The 19435-nt window shown below is 73.1% G+C and carries 17 protein-coding genes, 1 tRNA gene and 7 pseudogenes; 19 read left to right on the top strand and 6 right to left on the bottom strand.

The genetic code is table 11. From position 1 onward, the window contains the following. Window positions 1-377: 377 nt before the first annotated feature. Window positions 378-803, top strand: coding sequence for a hypothetical protein (locus MF408_RS22625; RefSeq protein WP_240249502.1), 426 nt, complete (start codon window positions 378-380; stop codon window positions 801-803). 747 nt (window positions 804-1550) lie between these two features. Here the strand turns inward: MF408_RS22625 and MF408_RS22620 are convergent. After that, window positions 1551-1727, bottom strand: a complete 177-nt coding sequence (locus tag MF408_RS22620; RefSeq protein WP_240249501.1) for a hypothetical protein — start codon at window positions 1725-1727, stop codon at window positions 1551-1553. A gap of 149 nt (window positions 1728-1876) precedes the next feature. Between MF408_RS22620 and MF408_RS26140 the strand changes: the two are divergent. The 9 genes and pseudogenes from MF408_RS26140 to MF408_RS27360 form a co-directional block, all read left to right on the top strand. Continuing rightward, window positions 1877-2056 (top strand): annotated as a pseudogene (locus tag MF408_RS26140) (family 16 glycoside hydrolase); the annotation flags it as partial. Window positions 2057-2062: 6 nt separating this feature from the next. Then, a complete protein-coding gene (locus MF408_RS22615) occupies window positions 2063-2734 on the top strand; it encodes an Ig-like domain-containing protein (protein ID WP_275693522.1) in 672 nt (223 codons plus the stop codon). 399 nt (window positions 2735-3133) lie between these two features. Beyond that, window positions 3134-3598, top strand: coding sequence for a hypothetical protein (locus MF408_RS22610; RefSeq protein ID WP_240249500.1), 465 nt, complete (start codon window positions 3134-3136; stop codon window positions 3596-3598). A gap of 52 nt (window positions 3599-3650) precedes the next feature. Beyond that, on the top strand, window positions 3651-4034 hold the full coding sequence (locus MF408_RS22605) for a hypothetical protein (RefSeq protein WP_240249499.1): 384 nt from the start codon (window positions 3651-3653) through the stop codon (window positions 4032-4034). Further along, window positions 3964-4980 (top strand): DUF222 domain-containing protein, encoded by a 1017-nt coding sequence (locus MF408_RS22600; RefSeq protein WP_240249498.1) that lies wholly within the window; start codon window positions 3964-3966, stop codon window positions 4978-4980. Before MF408_RS22605 ends, MF408_RS22600 begins: the two co-directional genes overlap by 71 nt. 9 nt (window positions 4981-4989) lie before the next feature. Further along, window positions 4990-5493: pseudogene (locus MF408_RS27375) on the top strand (PHP domain-containing protein); the annotation flags it as partial. Between the two features lie 148 nt (window positions 5494-5641). Beyond that, complete coding sequence (locus MF408_RS27370; protein WP_345893973.1) at window positions 5642-6544, top strand: hypothetical protein; 903 nt, start codon at window positions 5642-5644, stop codon at window positions 6542-6544. 44 nt (window positions 6545-6588) lie between these two features. Beyond that, window positions 6589-7665: pseudogene (locus MF408_RS27365) on the top strand (error-prone DNA polymerase); the annotation flags it as partial. An 85-nt stretch (window positions 7666-7750) separates the two neighbouring features. Continuing rightward, window positions 7751-8140 (top strand): annotated as a pseudogene (locus MF408_RS27360) (error-prone DNA polymerase); the annotation flags it as partial. Between the two features lie 123 nt (window positions 8141-8263). Here MF408_RS27360 and MF408_RS22590 read toward each other — a convergent pair. Then, on the bottom strand, window positions 8264-8731 hold the full coding sequence (locus MF408_RS22590; RefSeq protein WP_240249497.1) for a hypothetical protein: 468 nt from the start codon (window positions 8729-8731) through the stop codon (window positions 8264-8266). 153 nt (window positions 8732-8884) lie between these two features. On the opposite strand from MF408_RS22590, the gene MF408_RS22585 reads away from it, so the two are divergent. Both MF408_RS22585 and MF408_RS22580 read left to right on the top strand, forming a co-directional pair. Beyond that, window positions 8885-8958, top strand: a tRNA-Pro gene (locus MF408_RS22585). Between the two features lie 274 nt (window positions 8959-9232). After that, window positions 9233-10372, top strand: a pseudogene (locus tag MF408_RS22580) (MFS transporter); the annotation flags it as partial. Here MF408_RS22580 and MF408_RS22575 read toward each other — a convergent pair. After that, the gene (locus tag MF408_RS22575; protein WP_240249496.1) at window positions 10369-10818 is read right to left on the bottom strand and encodes a hypothetical protein; all 450 of its coding nucleotides are present in this window, start codon (window positions 10816-10818) and stop codon (window positions 10369-10371) included. The pseudogene MF408_RS22580 and the gene MF408_RS22575 overlap by 4 nt on opposite strands. A gap of 94 nt (window positions 10819-10912) precedes the next feature. Between MF408_RS22575 and MF408_RS22570 the strand changes: the two genes are divergently transcribed. Continuing rightward, complete coding sequence (locus MF408_RS22570) at window positions 10913-11887, top strand: hypothetical protein (protein ID WP_240249495.1); 975 nt, start codon at window positions 10913-10915, stop codon at window positions 11885-11887. Here the strand turns inward: MF408_RS22570 and MF408_RS22565 are convergent. Genes MF408_RS22565 through MF408_RS22555 form a run of 3 tightly spaced genes read right to left on the bottom strand, consistent with a single transcriptional unit; the run spans window position 11884 to window position 13377 of the window. After that, window positions 11884-12066, bottom strand: a complete 183-nt coding sequence (locus MF408_RS22565) for a hypothetical protein (protein ID WP_240249494.1) — start codon at window positions 12064-12066, stop codon at window positions 11884-11886. The two genes, MF408_RS22570 and MF408_RS22565, sit on opposite strands and share 4 nt — an antisense overlap. Further along, complete coding sequence (locus tag MF408_RS22560; protein ID WP_240249493.1) at window positions 12056-12757, bottom strand: VOC family protein; 702 nt, start codon at window positions 12755-12757, stop codon at window positions 12056-12058. Before MF408_RS22560 ends, MF408_RS22565 begins: the two co-directional genes overlap by 11 nt. Before the next feature lie 44 nt (window positions 12758-12801). Then, entirely contained in the window at window positions 12802-13377 is a 576-nt protein-coding gene (locus MF408_RS22555) for an NADPH-dependent F420 reductase (protein ID WP_240249492.1), read from the bottom strand. Between the two features lie 99 nt (window positions 13378-13476). Between MF408_RS22555 and MF408_RS22550 the strand changes: the two genes are divergently transcribed. The 6 genes and pseudogenes from MF408_RS22550 to MF408_RS22525 all read left to right on the top strand — a co-directional run bounded on the left by MF408_RS22550 (window position 13477) and on the right by MF408_RS22525 (window position 19435). Then, on the top strand, window positions 13477-14004 hold the full coding sequence (locus MF408_RS22550) for a MarR family transcriptional regulator (protein WP_240249491.1): 528 nt from the start codon (window positions 13477-13479) through the stop codon (window positions 14002-14004). Window positions 14005-14016: 12 nt separating this feature from the next. Beyond that, window positions 14017-16983: an acetoacetate--CoA ligase gene (locus MF408_RS22545; protein ID WP_240249490.1), complete on the top strand. Its 2967-nt coding sequence runs from the start codon at window positions 14017-14019 to the stop codon at window positions 16981-16983. Then, window positions 16928-17545: pseudogene (locus MF408_RS22540) on the top strand (CNNM domain-containing protein); the annotation flags it as partial. The gene MF408_RS22545 and the pseudogene MF408_RS22540, both read left to right, overlap by 56 nt. 73 nt (window positions 17546-17618) lie before the next feature. Then, window positions 17619-17951, top strand: a pseudogene (locus MF408_RS22535) (CBS domain-containing protein); the annotation flags it as partial. Between the two features lie 220 nt (window positions 17952-18171). Beyond that, a complete protein-coding gene (locus MF408_RS22530) occupies window positions 18172-18351 on the top strand; it encodes a transporter associated domain-containing protein (RefSeq protein ID WP_240249489.1) in 180 nt (59 codons plus the stop codon). Then, entirely contained in the window at window positions 18344-19435 is a 1092-nt protein-coding gene (locus tag MF408_RS22525; protein WP_240249488.1) for a hemolysin family protein, read from the top strand. The genes MF408_RS22530 and MF408_RS22525 overlap by 8 nt, the downstream gene beginning before the upstream one ends.

The raw sequence follows: 19435 nt of genomic DNA, 5'->3' as shown, positions 1-19435 counted from the left end.
CCCACCGCCGACGTGTCGCTGTCGCCGGCGAGCACGGTCGCGGAAGCAGGCGACGTGCTGGCCTTCGACGCGACGGTGACGGCGCGCGCACCGGGCAGGTTCACCGGCAGGCTGGTGTTCCAGGCGCCCGACGGCTGGGAGCTCAGCCGTGAGTCCGCCGCGGTCCGGCTCGACAGCAGGGGCCGGGTGACCGAGCGCAGCTACCGGTACTTTCGTGCAGGTGCCGGACGACGCGAGGTCCGGCACCAGCCGGGTGGGCGCACGGCTGAAGTGGCGTGGCGGCTCCGACTCCGACAGGTCGAGCGTGCGCCTGAGCCGCACCGAGACCATCTCGGACTTCGAGGGCGACACCGACGGCTGGGAGGCAGGGGGAGAACGTGCGGTCGGTCTCCAGCGTCGGCGCGTTCGCCAACGGCCCCGGCCGCCCGTACGCCGGCACCGGCGCGCTCGAGGCGGTCGCGGAGGCGGTGCCGGGGGAGGAGCCGCGGTGGGTCCACCTGGAGCCGGAGACGCCGCTCGACCTCGGCGACGCCCGGTCGCTGCTGGTGCGGTTCGACTCCTACGGAGGCGCCCCGGGTGCGTCGGGCTACGAGGTCGTCGTACGCCTGACCGGCGTGCAGGGCGAGCCGGTCGAGGAGTCGTTCGCGGTGTCCGCGGACACCTGGAACACCCTCGAGGTCGACCTGGCCGGCTGGGCGGGCAAGGACGCGGTCCGGCGGATCGACGTCGGCTTCCGCGCGGTGGGCAGCACGGTGCAGTGGCAGCCTCGGTTCCAGCTCGACCAGGTGGAGTGGGCCGGCTGACCGAGCGGCGGGTTCACACTCTTGAACTGACCCGTGGTTGTGTTCACGGTTCTGGACAGGGTTCTTGACTCTGTGTGACTGGCGCCATAGGTTCTGACGGCCAGCGCGGAGCCGAGCCGGCCTGCGCGCGCCGACCGAGCCGAGGAGCCCGATGAACCCCAGGTCCGCCCGAGGACGCACCACCGTGCGCCGCAGCTCACCCGCGCCGTCACCGCCGTCGCCGCCCTCGCGGTGGCGCTTCCCGCCCTCGCCGCTGCGACGGCGTCGCCGGCCACGGCGGCCCCCGGCGACGAGGTGATCGCCTGGGTCGAGGTGGAGGACGGCGTGATCAGCGGCGGCCCGGCCTTCAACTCCGGCGACCACGGCAACTACTCCGGCAGGGGCTCCTACACGTTCCGCGAGACCGGGATGATGTCGACGATGACGGTCACCGCCCCGGAGGCCGGCACCTACCCCATCTACGTCCGCTACGCGGCAGGTCCCCTGAGCCCCGGTGAGAACGTGACCCGCTCGATGGGCCTGCTCACCAACGGCGGCGACCGGCAGCAGCTGAGCTTCCCGATGACCAGCACGGCCGACTGGGAGGACTGGGACTTCCAGACGGGCCAGGTCACGCTCGAGGCGGGCACCAACACGATCGCCCTCGAGTGCGACCGGGCGATCGACTTCTGCCGGCTCAACTTCGACGCGATCCAGGTCGGCGGCCCGGCCCCCCGACCCGTGCGACGCGGTCGAGACCGAGGAGGGCTACACCAGCCTCTTCGACGGCACCTTCGCGTCCTTCGACGGCTGGCGCAAGGCCGGCGCCGGCGGCTTCGGCCGGCAGACCGATTGCACCATCGAGAGCGACCGGGGCCGCGGCGCGACCTGGTTCACCCAGCAGCAGGCGGCGCCGTACACGCTGCTCGTCGACTGGAAGCGCATGGGCGGCGACGACGACTCCGCCGTGCACGTGGCGTCCACCAGCCGCAGCGGCTCGGACCCGGTGGGCGGGGTGAGCGTCCGGATCGGCGCCGACACCGGCACCGGTCCGCACGGCCGCCGGCGTCGACCACGCCCCCGACGCGGCGGCCGTCGCGGCAGCCGAGAACCCGGCCGAGGAGTGGAACACCTTCCAGATCGAGGTCTCGACGACGCAGGTGGTCGTGCGGCTCAACGGCACCAAGGTCAACACCTACGAGGGTTCCGTCCCGGCGAACGGGTTCGTCGGCCTCGAGAACCGCAACCTCACCGACGAGGTCCGCTACCGGAGCATCCGGATGAAGTCCGGCATCGACCCGGAGGTCGTGCCCTCGACCACCACGCTGAGTGTCGACCCGGCCGCGGTGGCGGTGCGGCGCGGCACCGCGAACGTGTCGGTCGACGTCGCCTCGGAGGCTGGGACGCCCACCGGCGAGGTCGAGATCTACGTCGACAACGTCCTCGCCTCGACCGTCGAGCTCGCCGACGACGGCACGGCGACCGCCAGCGTCGGTCCGTTCCCCACCGTCGGCACCCGGTCGGTCAGCGCCCGCTACCTCGGCGACGCCACCACCGAGCCCAGCGCCAGCGAGGCCGCCACCGTGTCGGTCCGCAAGGCCACGGCGAAGGTCGCCGCCAAGGCCGCTCCGAAGAAGGTGAAGGCGGGCGTCACCAAGGCCCGGCTGGTCGTCGCGGTCCGCGCCCCCGGCTTCACGCCGACCGGCAAGGTGCGGGTCAAGATCAACAAGCTGATCGGCAAGAAGAACTACGTCGGCAAAGCTGCGCAACGGCAAGGTCACCATCCGGCTCGCCCGCTTCCAGAGGGCCGGCACCGCCAAGGCGACCGTGACCTACCTGGGCGACGCGCTCGCCACCAAGGGCTCCACCACCGTGCGGATCAAGGTGGTCAAGCGGGGTCGGCGGTAGGGATTCGTCCCAGGCTGCGCAGATTCATCAAGGTATGTCGGTGAACCGGCACTTCCCACGGTGGGTACGCCGTGGGAAGTGCGGTTCCGGCTGCATCCCTTGATGAACCTGCGGCAGGCGAGACGCGATCAGGCACGGCGCGGAGACTCCGGCGACACCTCGCGATCTGCCGCGTCGGGGCTTCACCACCGAGCTGACCCTCGACCGCGCCGGCCGCCGGGTCGCCTTCTCACCGTGCTGCCACCCGCGCCTGCCCACGCTGGTGGTCGCGGACGTGCGGAGCGGCAAGGTGCGGAAGCCGCTCGCCCGCCACCGCCGGATCGACTTCGTCGGCGGCATCGGCTGGTCGCCGGACGGCCGGCGGATCGCCTTCGAGGGGGACCACCGGGAGCTACCCCGATCGCTGGACCTGGCTGTGGACCATCCGCCCCGACGGCACGCGGTTGCGCCGCGTGCTGCGGCTGGGGCGGGTCGACGACGACACGATCATCAACGACGCCCTCGGCTGGACCCGGGCTGGAATCGTCTACTCCGACGGCCGGCACCTCCGGTCGGCGCGCAAGGGCCGGTCGCGGCTGGTCCTGCGAGGAGCGATCTCGGTCCGCATCTCCGGTGACGGCAGGCGCATCGTCACCGAGCGGTGGCTGGGCGGCCGCCGAGGATGGTGGATTGGCGATCCCGCTGGCACTCGTCAGCGGCGCCTCCCGGTGAGCGCCGCGGCCGGTCCTCGCGCCGCGGGGTACTACGACCTTACTCCCAACCACGACGGCACGGCACTGCTGGCCTGGCGCGCTGCGCCCGGCGACGACGGGGGAGACGCGGTCGTGACCTGGCCGGTCGGCGGCGACCCCGAGACGGACCACGTCGCGGCGCCGTTCGGGTACGCGCCGGTGGCAACGTGGAACTGAGCGACCGTCGCTCAGCCCTGTGTTCGAACACGCGTTCGACTAGAGTTGGTCCATGGACGCCACCCTTACCGCCGACAGCGTCCGGGGCCTGACCCGGAGCATCGCGGCGGGTGCGCGGCCGGACGACCCGGCCGAGCTCGTCGACCTGCTGGGCGCCCTGGAGGAGCTCAAGTCCGCGGCGTGCGCGGTGCAGGCGGAGACGGCGGTCGACTACGACGCGGCTCGCCGGCGGGCGGAGTCCGAGCAGGGCGTGCCCGCGCGTCGGCAGGGCCGCGGTGTCGCGGGGGAGGTGGCGCTGGCCCGGCGGGGAGTCGCCGCACCGGGGCCGGGTGCTGCTGGGGCTGGCCACGACGCTGTGCGGGGAGATGCCGCACACCCTGGCCCGGCTCAAGGACGGCACGCTCAACGAGTTCCGCGCCCTGCTGCTGGCCCGTGAGACGGCCTGCCTGACCGCGGAGCAGCGCGCCTTCGTCGACGACGAGGTGTGTGCCGACCCCGCCGCGCTCGACGGGCTCGGCACGCGCAAGCTGGTCGCGCGGGTCAAGCGGCTGGCCTACGAGATGGACCCGAAGAGCGTGGTGCGACGCTCGGCCAACGCCGAGTCCGACCGGCGCGTCACCGTGCGACCGGCGCCGGACACGATGACCTACGTGACCGGGCTGCTGCCGGTCGCCCAGGGAGTGGCGGTCCACTCCGCGCTCGGCCGTGACGCCGACGCGCTCCGTGCCCAGGGCGACCCGCGGTCCCGCGGGCAGCTGATGGCCGACCTGCTCGTCGCCCGGGTCACCGGAGCCGACCTGGTGCCCGACGCGCCGACCCCGGTGCCGGTCACCGTCAACCTGACCATGTCGGACGCGACACTGGCCGGTGGGCACGCCGCCGCCGAGGTCGGCGCCGACGGCGTGGTGCCGGAGGTGGTGCCCGCCGAGGTCGCCCGGCTGCTGGCCGCCCGCGCCCTGACCAACGGGCTCGCCTCCTGGATCCGCCGCCTCTACGTCGACCACACCGGCCGGCTCGTGGGGATGAGCAGCCGGCAGCGGTTCTACGCCGACGGACTGGCCGACTTCCTCGCCCAGCGTGACCTCGGCATCTGCCGCACCCCCTACTGCGACGCCCCCGTCCGCCACCGCGACCACGTCACGCCGACCGCCGAGGGCGGGGAGACCGCCGCCGACAACGGCCAGGGGCTCTGCGAGGCCTGCAACCACATCAAGCAGGCCACCGGCTGGCGACAACACACCGTCGCCGACGGGCTGCGCCACGAGGTCGTGACCATCACCCCCTCCGGCCACCGCTACCACAGCACCGCGCCACCACCACCCGGCTGGCGCGAACCCCGGTACGTCGAGACCCGCCCCGGGGTCTACTCACTCGTCGCCTGAGGCACCGCCATGGGATGGAGCAACCCCCCGGTCCCGTGGCGGGAGATCGAGCGCCGCCTGTCCGGCCGGACCCCCGGTGCCGAGGACGCGCCGGTGTCGCGCCGCAAGCGTGCCCGGCTCGACCCCGAGCCCGTGGAGCGGGCCGCGGCCGGCACGCCGTATGCCGAGCTCCACAGCCACAGCCACTTCAGCTTCCTCGACGGCGCCAGCTCGCCCGACGACCTGGTGCGGGAGGCCGCCCGCCTCGGGCTGAGCGCGATCGCCCTCACCGACCACGACAACTTCGCCGGCGCCCCGCTCTTCGCCGAGGCCGGCGCGGCGTACGGCATGCCGACCGTCTACGGCGCCGAGCTCTCCCTCGGCCTGACCGCGCCGCAGAACGGCGTCCCCGACCCCGAGGGCCGGCACCTGCTCCTGCTCGCCCGGGGCGTCGAGGGCTACCACCGGCTCGCCGCCGCGATGACCGACGCCCACCTGCGCGGCGACGAGAAGGGGCAGCCGGCCTACGACCTCGACGAGCTGACCGACCGCGGCCGCGGCCACTGGGTGGCGCTCACCGGCTGCCGCAAGGGGATGCGCACCCCGGAGGCGGTCGACGACCTGGTCGACCGGTTCGGACGCGACCACGTCGTCGTCGAGCTCTCCGGGGTCGGCAGGCCGGGTGACGACGAGGTCAACGACGCGCTGGCCGCTCTCGCTCGCGACCGCGGCCTGCCCACCGTCGCCACCGGCAACGTCCACCACGCCACGCCGGGCAAGCGGCGCCTGGCCGCGGCGATGGCGGCGATCCGGGCCCGCCGCAGCATCGCCGAGCTCGACGGGTGGCTCGACCTCTCCGGGTCCGCCCACCTGCGCAGCGGCGACGAGATGGCCCGGCTGTTCGCGCGGCACCCGGGAGCGGTGGCGCGGTCGGCGGAGCTGGCGGCGGAGCTGGCGTTCGACCTCCGCAGGGCCTCGCCCCCGGCTGCCCAAGCAGGGCATCCCCGACGGGCACACCCCCAGCAGCTGGCTGCGGGAGCTGACCGAGCAGGGCTTCCGGGAGCGGTACGCCGGCACCGACCACGAGCGGGCCGCCCGCGCGCGGGTCGACGCCGAGCTCGAGGTCATCTGCCGCAAGGACTTCGCCGGCTACTTCGTGATCGTCCACGACATCGTCGCCTTCGCCCGCAGCCGCGGCATCCTCTGCCAGGGGAGAGGGTCGGCGGCGAGCTCGGCGGTCTGCTTCGCGCTCGGGATCACCGCGATCGACGCGGTCTACTACCAGCTGCCGTTCGAGCGGTTCATCTCCGAGCACCGCGAGGAGGAGCCCGACATCGACGTGGACTTCGACTCCGACCGGCGCGAGGAGGTCATCCAGTGGGTCTACGACACCTACGGCCGTCACAACGCCGCCCAGGTGTGCAACATCGTGAGCTACCGCCCCCGGATGGCGGTCCGTGACGCCGCCAAGGCGCTCGGGTTCTCCACCGGCCAGCAGGACGCATGGTCCAAGACGGTCGACGGCTGGTCGAGCGTGGTCGAGGGGGGAGGGGATCCCCGACCAGGTGGTGACGCTCGCCGGTGAGCTGCTGTCGGCGCCCCCGCCACCTCGGGATCCACTCCGGCGGCATGGTGCTCACCGAGCGGCCGATCGGCGAGGTGTGCCCGATCGAACGGGCCCGGATGCCGGGCCGCACGGTGCTGCAGTGGGACAAGGACGGCTGCGAGTCGATGGGGCTGGTGAAGTTCGACCTCCTCGGCCTCGGCATGCTCGGCGCGCTCGACCACATGATGCGGCTGATCGAGGAGCACCTCGGCACCCGCTGGACCCTGGAGACGCTCCCCAAGGAGGAGCCCGAGGTCTACGACATGCTGTGCCGCGCCGACTCCATCGGCGTCTTCCAGGTCGAGAGCCGCGCCCAGATCGGCACCCTGCCCCGGCTCCAGCCGCGCACGTTCTACGACCTCGCGATCGAGATCGCGCTCATCCGCCCCGGCCCGATCCAGGGCGGCGCCGTCCACCCCTACATCCGCCGCGCCACCGGCAAGGATCCGGTGACCTACGACCACCCGTCGCTCGAGCCGGTCCTGGGGCGCACCCTCGGGGTCCCGCTCTTCCAGGAGCAGCTGATGGCGATGGCGGTCACGCTCGGCGACTGCACCCGTGACGACGCCGACCTGCTCCGCCGCGCGATGGGCTCCAAGCGCGGGGTCGAGCGGATCGAGAAGGTGAAGGAGAAGCTCTACGCCGGCATGGCCCGCCGCGGCATCGTCGGCGACCGGGCCGACGCCATCTACGTCAAGATCCTCTCCTTCGCCAACTTCGGCTTCGCCGAGTCCCACGCGCTCAGCTTCGCGCTGCTCGTCTACGCCTCGTCGTGGTTCAAGCTGCACTACCCGGCGGCGTTCCTCGCCGGCCTGCTCCGCAACCAGCCGATGGGCTTCTACTCCCCGCAGTCGCTGGTCGGCGACGCCCGGCGGCACGGCGTGACCGTGCTGCGCCCCGACATCCACCGGTCCGGCGCCCAGGCGGGTCTCGAGCCGTGCGAGCCGGCGGCGGACGACCCGCTGCGGTACGACGGCGCGCTCGCCGTCCGGCTCGGGCTCGACGAGGTGCGCGGCATCGGCAAGGAGCTCGCCGAGCGGATCGTCGCCGAGCGCGACCGGGCGCCGTACGCCGACATCCGCGACCTGTCCCGCCGCGCCGGCCTCACCTCCACCCAGCTCGAGGCGCTCGCCACCGCGGGGGGCGTTCGACGGCTTCGGGCTCGACCGGCGCGAGGCGCTGTGGATGGCCGGCTACGCCGAGCACGACGGCCAGCTGCCGGGCAGCACGCCCGCGCCGCCGCCGCCAACGCTGCCCGGGATGAGCGACGAGGAGCTCACCCTCGCCGACCTGTGGGCGACGAAGATCTCCCCGGAGCGGCACCCGCTGGAGCACCTGCGACCGGCGCTCGATGCGGTGGGCATCCTGCCGGTGACCCGGCTCTGGTCCACCGACGACGGACGCCGGGTGCGGGTCGCCGGCCTGGTGACCCACCGCCAGCGGCCCGGCACGGCGATGGGCATCACGTTCCTCAACCTCGAGGACGAGACCGGGATGCTCAACGTGGTCTGCTCCCAGGGCGTGATGGAGGCCGACGGCCGGGCCGCCCGCCACCGCAACGCGGTGATCATCCGCGGCAAGCTCGAGCGCAGCGACGGCGTCGTCAACCTGGTCGCCGACCGGGTCGAGCCGCTCGACGTGCTCGTCCCCGGCGCCGGCACCGCCCCTGCAGGCGCGGCAGACCTCCCGCGACTTCCGCTAGAGGTCGTCGGAGGTGAACGAGTCGCCACTCACCCGCCACGTGCCGTCGACGCGCATCAGCTCGTAGGTGACGCTGATGTTCGTCTCGACGTAGTCGGGGTCGGAGCCGAGCTCGGCGGTGGCCACGTCGCCCTCGACCACGATGTCGGTGACGGCGATGTCGTCGGCCTCGAAGGCCGGCTCGACGAAGAAGTCCTCGAGCTCGGTGCACGCCTCCGCGGGCGTCTCCGCGAGCAGCGCCCGCTCGACGAGGTAGTCGTCGGTCGCCAGGTCGCAGCGCGGCTCCAGCGTGAACGCCACCAGGGTGTCGCGGATCTCCGCCTCCTCACTGGTGGGCTCCGCCTCGTCCGGCGCTCCCTCCGCGGTCTCCCTCGCCGCCCCGGCGGGTTCGTCGCCGCCGTCGTCGCCGCACGCGGTCAGGACCAACGGCAGGGCCAGGACGGGGGCGAGCAGTCGCAGCTTCATGGGAGCAGTGAACTGGCTGCGGCCGTTGCGCGGGGGCCGAAGCATGAAGGTTCCCCCCGGAGGACGAGCGACTTCATCCCTCCGGGCGAGCCGGATTCGGGCCCGGCCGGGCGCTGCGGTAGTCTTCCGAGGCGCTCCGGGAGACCGGGGCATCGGGCTGTGGCGCAGCTTGGTAGCGCACTTGACTGGGGGTCAAGGGGTCGCAGGTTCAAATCCTGTCAGCCCGACCGAACGAAGCGGTGTCGGCGAGGAGCCGGCACCGCTTCGCCGTGAGTGGGTACCGACCCCTCATGACCGACACGGACGCTCCCTCACCACGAACCGTCCGCCGCGCGATCGCGGCCTCGGCGATCGGCAACGCGACCGAGTGGTTCGACTACGGCATCTACGCCTACGGCGTCGCCTACATCTCCGCCGCCCTGTTCCCCGGGGGAGGCCGCGGAGGCGACGTTCTTCGCGCTCGCCACCTTCGCCGTCTCCTTCCTCGTCCGGCCGCTCGGCGGCCTGGTCTGGGGGCCGCTCGGCGACCGGCTCGGGCGCAAGAGCGTGCTGGCGCTCACCATCCTGCTGATGTCGGCTGCGACGCTCGGCGTGGGCCTGATCCCGTCGTACGACTCGATCGGCATGCTGGCCCCGGCGCTGCTGGTGTTCCTGCGGATGGTGCAGGGGTTCTCCACCGGCGGCGAGTACGGCGGCGCCGCGACGTTCATGGCGGAGTACGCGCCCGACCAGCGCCGGGGCTTCCTCGGCAGCTTCCTGGAGGTCGGCACGCTGGCCGGCTACGCCTGCGGTGCGCTGCTCATGCTGACGTTCTCTCTCGTGCTCGGCGACGACGCGATGCACGACTGGGGCTGGCGGGTGCCGTTCCTCGTGGCCGCACCGCTGGGCATCGTGGGCCTCTACCTCCGCAGCCGGATGTCGGACACGCCGGTGTTCGAGGAGGCGTCCGCGACCGGGTCGACGGAGGACGAGACCGGGCAGCAGTTCCACGACCTGGTCGCGGGCTACTGGAAGCAGATCCTGCTGCTCGGCGGCCTGGTGCTCGCGCTCAACGTCTGCAACTACACGTTGCTCACCTACATGCCGACCTACCTCGACCAGCGGCTCGGCCTCACGACGAACGAGGCGCTGCTGGTGCCGGTGATCGGCATGCTGTCGATGATGGTGTTCCTCCCGTTCGCCGGCCACCTGTCCGACCGGGTCGGCCGCAAGCCGCTGTGGTGGACCTCGCTGACCGGGCTGTTCGTCATGGCGGTGCCGATGTTCCTGCTGATGGCCACCGGCCTCCCCGGCGCGATCGTCGGGTTCGCCGTCCTCGGCCTGCTCTTCACGCCCCAGCTGGCGACGATCTCGGCCACGTTCCCCGCGATGTTCCCCACCCAGGTGCGGTTCGCGGGGTTCGCCATCGCCTACAACGTGTCGACGTCGCTGTTCGGCGGCACGGCCCCGGCCGCCAACGACTGGCTGGTCGACCGGACCGGCCTCGACGTCGTGCCGGCCCTGTCGATGATGGTGGCGTGCCTCGCCGGCGCGGTGGCGATGCGGCACGTGGTCGAGACCTCCGGCAGCTCGCTGCGTGGCACCGAGCTGCCCGGCACCGAGGCCTCCGAGCGCGAGCTCGCCGAGCTCGACGCCCGCTAGTCGCCCTCGGCGAGCCGCTTGAGCGTGAGCAGCTGCTTGCGTGCCATCACCAGGTCGCCGACGGAGAACACCGGCGCCACCCATCGATTCGTCCGTGCCACCACCTTGAGGAGCAGGCGGGTCCCGGTCGGCCCCGGCCGCACGACGTACGACAGGTGGGCGCCGAGGATCGTGGCCGTGAGGTGCCGCTCCGGCTCCACGGCGAGGACCCGGCCGCGGTCGGCGCCGAGAGCGTGCGTGAAGGGGGAGCCGACCGTCGGTTCGGCCAGGTCGCGACGCTCCCGCGGCGAGCGTCTGCCGAGGTTGTCGACGAGGTCGTAGGAGTAGGGCGCGAGGCGGACCTGCCGGAGCCGCGCCCAGACGACCCGGGGGCTCGCGTCGACCGACACGCCGCGCCAGGCCTCGAGTGCCGGCTCACGGACGAAGTCGTCGCACGGGTAGTGCAAGCGCGTCTCCTCGTCCGTGACGCCCCACCGATCGCCGATCATGCAGCGATCATCCACCGCGACCGGTCGTGAGCGACCGGGATACGTTCGCAGCATGCCGCTCAAGGTCGCGCTCGTCGTGCTGCTCCTCGCCGTCGGCCTGGTCCCCCGCCGGCGGCGCGGGCCCCACCCCGCGCCGGTCGCCGCGAAGCCGGTGCCCGGCACGCGGTGCCCGGAGCTGCCTGCCGACAGCTGGTGGCACGCCGACGTCAGCGACCTCCCGGTCCACCGGCGCAGCGACGCCTGGATGACGCGCATGTCACCGGAGGCGAACCTCCACCCCGACTTCGGCCCGACGACCCGCTACGGGATCCCGGTGACCGTCGTGGGCCGAGACCACCCGCGGGTGCGGGTCCGGTTCCGCTACGCCGCCGAGAGCGACCGGGTCCGCTACCCGCTCGGGCGTCGTACCCGGATCGAGGGCGGCCGTCGCTCCGCGGGTGACCGGCACGCCGTGGTGGTCGACCGAGATCGCTGCCGGCTCTACGAGACGTGGCTGACCCGCAAGGTCGACGGGCGGTGGCGCGCCGGGTCAGGCGCGGTCTGGAGCCTGCGCTCGAACGACCTCCGGCCCGCCGGCTGGACGTCCGCGGACGCCGCCGGGCTGCCGATCCTCCCCGGGCTCCTGCGGTGGGACGAGGTGCGGACCGACCGCATCGACCACGCGATCCGCTTCACCACCGACGTCACCAGCCGCCACTACCTCTGGCCGGCACGGCACCATGCCGGGTCGCGGGCCTCGCTCCGGTTCCCGCCGATGGGCGCCCGGTTCCGGCTGGACCCGGCGTACCGGCCACGCGGGCTCGGGACGCTCGCCCGCCGTGTCGTGCGGGCCATGAAGACCTACGGCCTGGTGCTCGCGGACAACGGCTCCCCGTGGTACTTCCAGGGGGCCGCCAGCCGCCGCTGGCCGGAGCGGCTGGTCGAGGACCTGAAGCAGATCCCGGCCCGCCGGTTCGAGGCGGTCGACACCTCGTGCCTGATGGTCCACCGCGAATCCGCCGAGGCCGACCCGGCGCGGTGCCGCTAGGCAGCCCGTCCGCAGCCGGAGGTGACCGAGGTGGCGACCTCGTCCGCCCCGGGCACCGCGATCGTCCGGTCCTGGTCGCTCACCGGTCGGTAGGTGATCGTCATCTCGAGGGCGCGCGGCCCCCTGATCAGGAGCCGTACGCCGGCGCGGCGGACGGCGGCTGCGACGTCACCGCGCAACGCCTTGATGCCCTCGAGCCGGTCGTCGCGGAGGTCGACGGTGACCCTCGTCGGCGTGCGCGCCGCCTTCGGCGTGAGGGCGGTGCCGAGCCAGTGGTCCGGCACCATCGCGAGGAGGCTGCCCAGCGGGACGGTGGCCCCGCACCCGGGAACGGGTGCCGTCGGTGAACGCGCGGGTCAGCGCGCGCCCCTCGAGGGGGACGAGCTCGGCGGCGGTGCGGACGCCGGCCCAGCGGCGCACCTCGCTGGGGAGGTCGAGCCGGTCGATGGGGGCCGTGTTCTCGAATTCGCCCCACTGGGCCCTGGGCAGCATCCACATCACCTCGAACTCGTTGCCGTCGGGGTCCTGGCCGTAGACGCTCTTGGTCGCGCCGTGGCTCGACTCGCCGGTGTAGGCGCCGAGCTCGGCGAGGGTGTGGCGGGCCTCCTCGAGCTCCTCGATCGTGTCGACCTGCCAGGCGAGGTGGTAGAGGCCCAGGCTGCCGCGGGGGCGCGGCGGCTGCGCGCCCACCCCGAACAGACCGAGGTCGTGGTGGTTGCCCGAGCGCGGCAGCCGCAGGAACGCGGCGCTGGCGCGGGGCTCGCGCGCCATCACCGTCATGCCGAAGGCCTGGGAGTAGAACTCGATGCTCCGCTCCAGGTCGGCCACGAACAGGACGGCGTGGTTGAGGCGGACGGCGTGGACGGTCATGGTGCATTTCCTCCTGCGAGCTGGTGGGTGGGGGATGACAGGGGTCAGGCGACGACGCCGAAGCCGCCGGACCAGGCGACCTTCTCGCTGGCGGCGAGGGTGAGCTGCAGGAAGCCGACCGCCTCGAGCTCGCGGGCCCGCTTGAGGGAGCCGGCGTCGATGGCGGTCAGGCCGCCGGACGTGACGACGGCGGCCAGCTCCGACTTGGCGTCGACGTCGTCGCCGGCGATGAGCACGGTGGTGGCCAGCGGGCCGATCGTGCCCGTTGCGAGGGTGCCTGCGAAGTTGGTGTTGAACGCCTTCAGGACGCGGGAAGAGGGCAGGGCACGCGCGATCTCGGCGGCCGCGGACCCATCGGCGGGAACGACGAGGGAGTCGAAGGTCTCGAAGTCGAGCGGGTTCGTGATGTCGACGACGACCCTGCCGGCGAGCTGGTCACCACGCTGGGCGACGACGTCGGCGACGGCGGGGTAGGGGACGGCGAGGACGACGATGTCACCGGTGACCGGCGTGTCGACGTCACCGGAGCCGAGCTGCTGGACGGAGTGGCCGCCCTTGGCCGCGATGGCGGCGATGGCCTGGCCCATAGCGCCGGTGCCGAGGATCGAGAGGTTCGTCATGAGTGCTTCTCCTTCTGGGTTCGTGGCTATTGGTTGTTCTTTCAAGTAACACCCTATCGCAGATAGTTGTTCCTTCAAGTAATGCGCTACGCTGGATGCATGGACACCCAGTGGCTCGACCCGGAGGAGCGGGCGGCGTGGTTGCGGCTGGTCGCCGTGGTCGAGCTGCTGCCCGGCGCCCTCGACACCCAGCTGCGCGCCTCGGCCGCCCTGACGCACTTCGAGTACTTCGTGCTGGCGATGCTCTCGGAGGCGCCCGACCAGACCCTGCGAATGACGACGCTCGCCCAGCGCACGAACGCGACGCTGCCGCGGCTCTCCCACGTCGTGCGCCGGCTCGAGGAGCGAGGGCTGGTCCACCGGTTCCCGTGCCCCGAGGACGCCCGTGCCACCAACGCGGAGCTGACCGACGCCGGACGGGAGGCCATCGAGGCGGCCGCCCCGGGGCACGTCGCCACCGTGCGGAAGCTCGTCTTCGACCCCCTCGACCGCCAGCAGGTCGACCAGCTCCGCGCGATCGGGGAGGCGCTGCTGACCACGCTCGACCCCGACGGCCGGATGACCGCGATGTACGACCCCGCCCCCGAGCAGACCGACGGACCCGTGGCCGGTCACGGGCGCCCGTAGGTTGGAGACGTCATGAAGAAGATCGGTTTCCTGTCCTTCGGCCACTGGACCCCCTCGCCGCACTCGCAGACCCGCTCGGCCTCCGACGCGCTCCTGCAGTCGATCGACCTGGCCGTGGCCGCCGAGGAGCTGGGCGCCGACGGCGCCTACTTCCGCGTGCACCACTTCGCCCGGCAGCTGGCGTCGCCGTTCCCGCTGCTCGCGGCGATCGGCGCCCGCACCAGCCGGATCGAGATCGGCACCGGCGTGATCGACATGCGGTACGAGAACCCCCTCTACATGGCCGAGGACGCCGGCGCGGCCGACCTGATCGCCGGCGGCCGGCTCCAGCTCGGCATCAGCCGCGGCTCGCCGGAGCAGGTCGTCGACGGCTTCCGGTACTTCGGCTACGAGCCGGCCGACGGCGACCACGCCGCCATGGCGCGGGAGCACACCGAGCTGTTGCTCCAGGTGCTGACGGGGGAGGGATTCGCGGAGCCGAACCCGCGGCCGATGTTCCCCAACCCGCCCGGGCTGCTCCGGGTCGAGCCGCACTCGCCGGGGCTGCGCGACCGCATCTGGTGGGGCGCCGGGACCAGGGCGACGGCCGAGTGGACGGCGGAGCGCGGCATGAACCTGATGAGCTCCACGCTGCTCACCGAGGACACCGGCGTGCCGTTCCACCAGCTCCAGGCCGAGCAGATCCAACGGTTCCGGGACGCGTGGCGGGCGGCCGGGCACACCCGCGAGCCGCGGGTCTCGGTCAGCCGCAGCATCTTCCCGCTGGTGACCGACGAGGACCGGGCCTACTTCCTGCGCGAGACGCGCAGCGAGGACCAGGTCGGGTTTCTCGAGGGGCGGCGCGGCCCGGTTCGGGCGCTCCTACGCCGGGGAGCCGGACCGCCTGGTCGAGGAGCTGGCGGAGGACGAGGCCATCGCCGCCGCCGACACGCTCCTGCTGACGGTGCCCAACCAGCTCGGCGTCGACTACAACGCGCACGTGATCGAGAGCCTGCTCACGCACGTCGCGCCCGCACTGGGCTGGCGCTGACTAGGGTCTGCCCCATGGCAGCACCCGACTGGACACCGTCGCCGGGCGGCGACCGCCCGCACCGCATCGAGGAGTTCGCACGGCTGGCCGCGGAGCGCACCGGGCTCGCGCTCGCCGCCGCGACGACCGCCGACTACGACGACCTCCACCGGTGGTCGGTCGCCGACCTCGACACGTTCTGGCGCTGCGTCGCCGACTACCTCGGCTACGAGCTGCGCGGCCCCGCCCTCGCCGAGGAGCGGATGCCGGGCGCGGTGTGGTTCCCCGAGGCTCGGGTCAACTACGCCGCCGCGGTTCTCGACGGCCGGCCCGCCGACGAGGTGGCCGTCGTGGCGGTCACCGAGGCGGCCGCCGACGGGGAAGCGGTGGAGGTCACCTGGGGCGAGCTGCGGGCCCGGGTGGCCGGCCTCGCGGCGACGTTCCGCGAGCTCGGGGTCTCCGAGGGCGACCGCGTCGTCGGCTACCTGCCCAACACCCCCGACGCCGTCGTCGCCCTGCTCGCCGCCGCCAGCATCGGCGCGACGTGGTCGGTGTGCGGGATGGACTACGCGGCGTCGGCCGCGCTCGCCAGGTTCGGCCAGCTCCAGCCGAAGCTGCTCGTCCACGCGACGTCGTACGTCCACGGCGGCCGGCGGCACGACCGCACCGACGTCGTCGCCGAGCTGCGGTCGGCGCTGCCCTCGCTCGTCGGCACGCTGGAGACCGGGAGCCCGGCGTGGGAGGCGGCGACCAGCCGGCCGGCGGAGCTCGAGCCGGTGCCGCTGCCGTTCGACCACCCGCTGTGGGTGCTGTTCTCGTCGGGCACCACGGGCAAGCCGAAGGGGATCGTGCACGGGCACGGCGGGGCGATGCTCGAGCAGGGCAAGGTGGCGGCGCTGCACTTCGACCTCGGCCCGGGGGAGCGGCTGTTCTGGTTCACGACCCCGTCGTGGATGATGTGGAACTTCGTCGTCGGCGGCCTGCTCACCGGCGCCTCGATCGTCACGTACGACGGCAGCCCGGGCCACCCGGCCACCGACCAGCTGTGGGCACTCACGGCCGAGCACGGGGTGACCGCCACCGGCATGAGCCCCGCCTACGTCGCGGCCTGCCAGAAGGCCGGCGTCGGCCCCCGCGGCCACGACCTGTCCCGGCTGCGGCGGGTCGGCATCTCCGGCTCGACGTTCCCTGCCGTCAGCCACCGGGCCCTCGCCGCCGACCTGCCCGACGCCGTCCAGATCTGCTCGATCAGCGGTGGCACCGACGTGGTGAGCGCGTTCGTCGGACCCGCCCCCACGGTGCCGGTGTGGGCCGGTGAGCTGTCCCGCCCGTGCCTCGGCGTCGCCCTCGACGCCTACGACCCCTCGGGCGCACCCGTCCGCGGTGAGGTGGGCGAGCTCGTCGTCACCCGTCCGCTGCCGTCGATGCCGGTGGGGTTCTGGGACGACCCGGACGGCAGGCGCTACCACGACGCCTACTTCGACACCTTCCCCGGCGTCTGGCGGCACGGTGACTGGATCACCCTCACCGACCACGGCTCGGTCGTCATCCACGGGCGCTCGGACGCGACGCTCAACCGCAACGGCATCCGGATGGGCAGCGCCGACATCTACGAGCCGGTCGAGGCACTGCCGGAAGTGCGTGAGGCGCTGGTCATCGGCATGGAGGAGCCCGACGGCGGCTACTGGATGCCGCTGTTCGTGGTGCTCGCCGACGGCGTGACCCTCGACGACGCGCTCGAGCAGCGGATCAAGGACGCCGTCCGCCGCCACGCCTCGCCCCGGCACGTGCCGGACGCCGTGATCGCGGCTCCCGGCGTCCCGCACACCCGCACGGGCAAGAAGCTCGAGGTGCCGGTGAAGAAGGTGCTCGGCGGCCATGACCTGAGCGGTGCGCTCGACCCGGGCAGCGTGGATGCACCCGACCTGCTCGAGTGGTACGCGGAGGTCGGTAGGCTGCGACGACCATGACACCTGGTCGAAGACCATGACGACGTCCCTGCTCCTGCTCGCACTCGCCCTGGTGCTCGTGCTGGCCTGCGGGATGTTCGTCGCCGCAGAGTTCGCCTTCGTCACCGTCGACCGCAGCCAGGTCGAGCGGGCCGTCGCCGCCGGTGACGCCTCGGCCCAGGGCCTCCAACGTGCGCTGCGCACCCTGTCCACCCAGCTCTCCGGTGCGCAGGTCGGCATCACGGTCACCAACCTCGGGATCGGGTTCCTCGCCGAGCCGGCGATCGCCGACCTGCTCCGCGACCCGCTGACCGAGGCGGGGGTGGCCGCCGGCGCGGTCGGGCCGATCGCGGTGACCACCGGACTGGTGCTGAGCACGATCCTCACGATGCTGATCGGCGAGCTGGTGCCCAAGAACGTCGCGATCGCGCTCCCGCTGGCCACCGCCCGCGCCACGCAGCGGCCGATGCGGCTCTTCACCGGCGCGATGGCCTACCCGATCCGGCTCCTCAACAACACCGCCAACGCGATCGTCCGCTGGTTCGGCATCGAGCCGCAGGAGGAGCTGCGCTCGGCGCGCAGCTCCACCGAGCTCGCCTCCCTGATCCAGCGCAGCGCCGACGTCGGCACGCTCGACGCCGACACGGCGGGAGCTGATGGAGCGCTCGGTCGAGTTCGGCACCCGCACGGCGGCGGAGATCATGACGCCGCGGGTGCGGACCCGGACGCTGGAGGAGACCGACCGGGCCACGGCCGTCATCGAGCTCGCCCGGGAGACCGGGCACTCCCGGTTCCCGGTGCTCGACGACCAGGACCAGGTCGTCGGCACCGTCCACGTCAAGAACGCCGTCGCCCTGCCGGTGTCGGAGCGGGCGACGACCAAGGTCAAGCACCTGATGGTGCGGCCGATCATCGTGCCCGACACGCTGCGGCTCGACCCGCTGATGGCGCTGCTCCGGCGCAGCGGGTTCCAGATGGCCATCGTCCTCGACGAGTACGGCGGCCACGCCGGCATCGTGACCCTCGAGGACGTGGTCGAGGAGATCGTGGGCGACATCTCCGACGAGCACGACCGGCTCGGCACCCGCGGCCGGCTGCGCCGCGACGGCAGCTGGTCGCTGTCGGGCCTCCTGCGGCCCGACGAGGTCGAGGACCTCACCGGCATCCCGCTCCCCCGAGGGCGAGGACTACGACACGGTCGCCGGCCTCGTGCTCAAGGCCCTCGGACGGATCCCGCAGGCGGGGGACGAGGCGGTCGTGCCGCTGCCGCCGCCCGACCCCGAGGCGGAGGGGCAGCGGGTCGCCACGCTGACCGTCGAGCACATGGACGGCCTGCGCATCGACCGGCTCGCGCTGCGGGTCCGGGAGGAGGTGGCCTCCGATGAGTGACACCGCCGCCCTCGCGCTCGCCGTCGTGCTGCTGGCGGCCAACGCGTTCTTCGTCGGCGCCGAGTTCGCGCTGATCTCCGCCCGGCGCAGCCAGATCGAGCCGCGTGCCCTGGCCGGGTCGCGGATGGCGCGCACGACGCTGCGGGCGATGGAGCACGTGTCGCTGATGATGGCCGGCGCGCAGCTCGGCATCACGATCTGCTCCCTCGGCCTGGGCGCGGTCGGCGAGCCGGCCGTCGCCCACCTGATCGAGCCCGGCCTCGACCGGCTGGGCGTCCCGGACGGAGCGCTGCACCCGATCGCGTTCGTGATCGCGCTGACCGTGGTGGTCTACCTCCACGTCGTGCTCGGCGAGATGGTGCCCAAGAACATCGCCATCGCCGGCCCCGAGCGGGCGGCGCTGATCCTGGGTCCGCCGATGCTCGGCATCGTGACGGTGCTGCGCCCGCTGATCCTCGCGATCAACGCGATGGCCAACGGCATCCTCCGGCTCCTGCGGATCGAGCCCAAGGACGAGATCAGCAGCACCTTCACCCGCGAGGAGGTGGCGGCGCTGGTCGAGGAGTCCCGTGGCGAGGGGCTCCTCGCCGACGACGAGTACGACCGGCTGGCCGGCGCGCTCGGCTTCACCGAGAAGACGGTCGCCGAGGTGACGATGCGTCCCGAGACGCTGACGACGGTCCGTCGCGGCTCCTCGGCCGCCGACGTCGAGGCCGTGTGCGCCGCCACCGGGTTCAGCCGGTTCCCCGTCGTCGACGACGGGACCAACGGACCCGCCGGTCCCGAGGGCCCCGCTCTGGTCGGCTACCTGCACATCAAGGACGTCCTCGAGCCGGACGAGAGCCGGCGGAACCGGCCGATCGCGGACCGGTGGATCCGGCCGTTCGCGACGGTGCGCGAGGACGCCCTGCTGCACGACGTGCTGGAGACGCTCCAGCGCAGGGGCGCCCACATGGCGCGGGTGGTCGACCCGGAGGGCCGGACGATCGGCGTCGCGGCGCTCGAGGACGTCATCGAGGAGCTGGTCGGCGAGATCCGCGACGCCGCACACTCCGACGAGCCGGTGCAGGGTGGAGCCAACTAG

The organism is Nocardioides sp. TF02-7, assembly GCF_022437945.1.
Taxonomy (GTDB): domain Bacteria; phylum Actinomycetota; class Actinomycetes; order Propionibacteriales; family Nocardioidaceae; genus Nocardioides.
The sequence above is the reverse complement of the archived record's forward strand: the minus strand, read 5'-3'. Positions and strand labels throughout refer to the sequence as shown.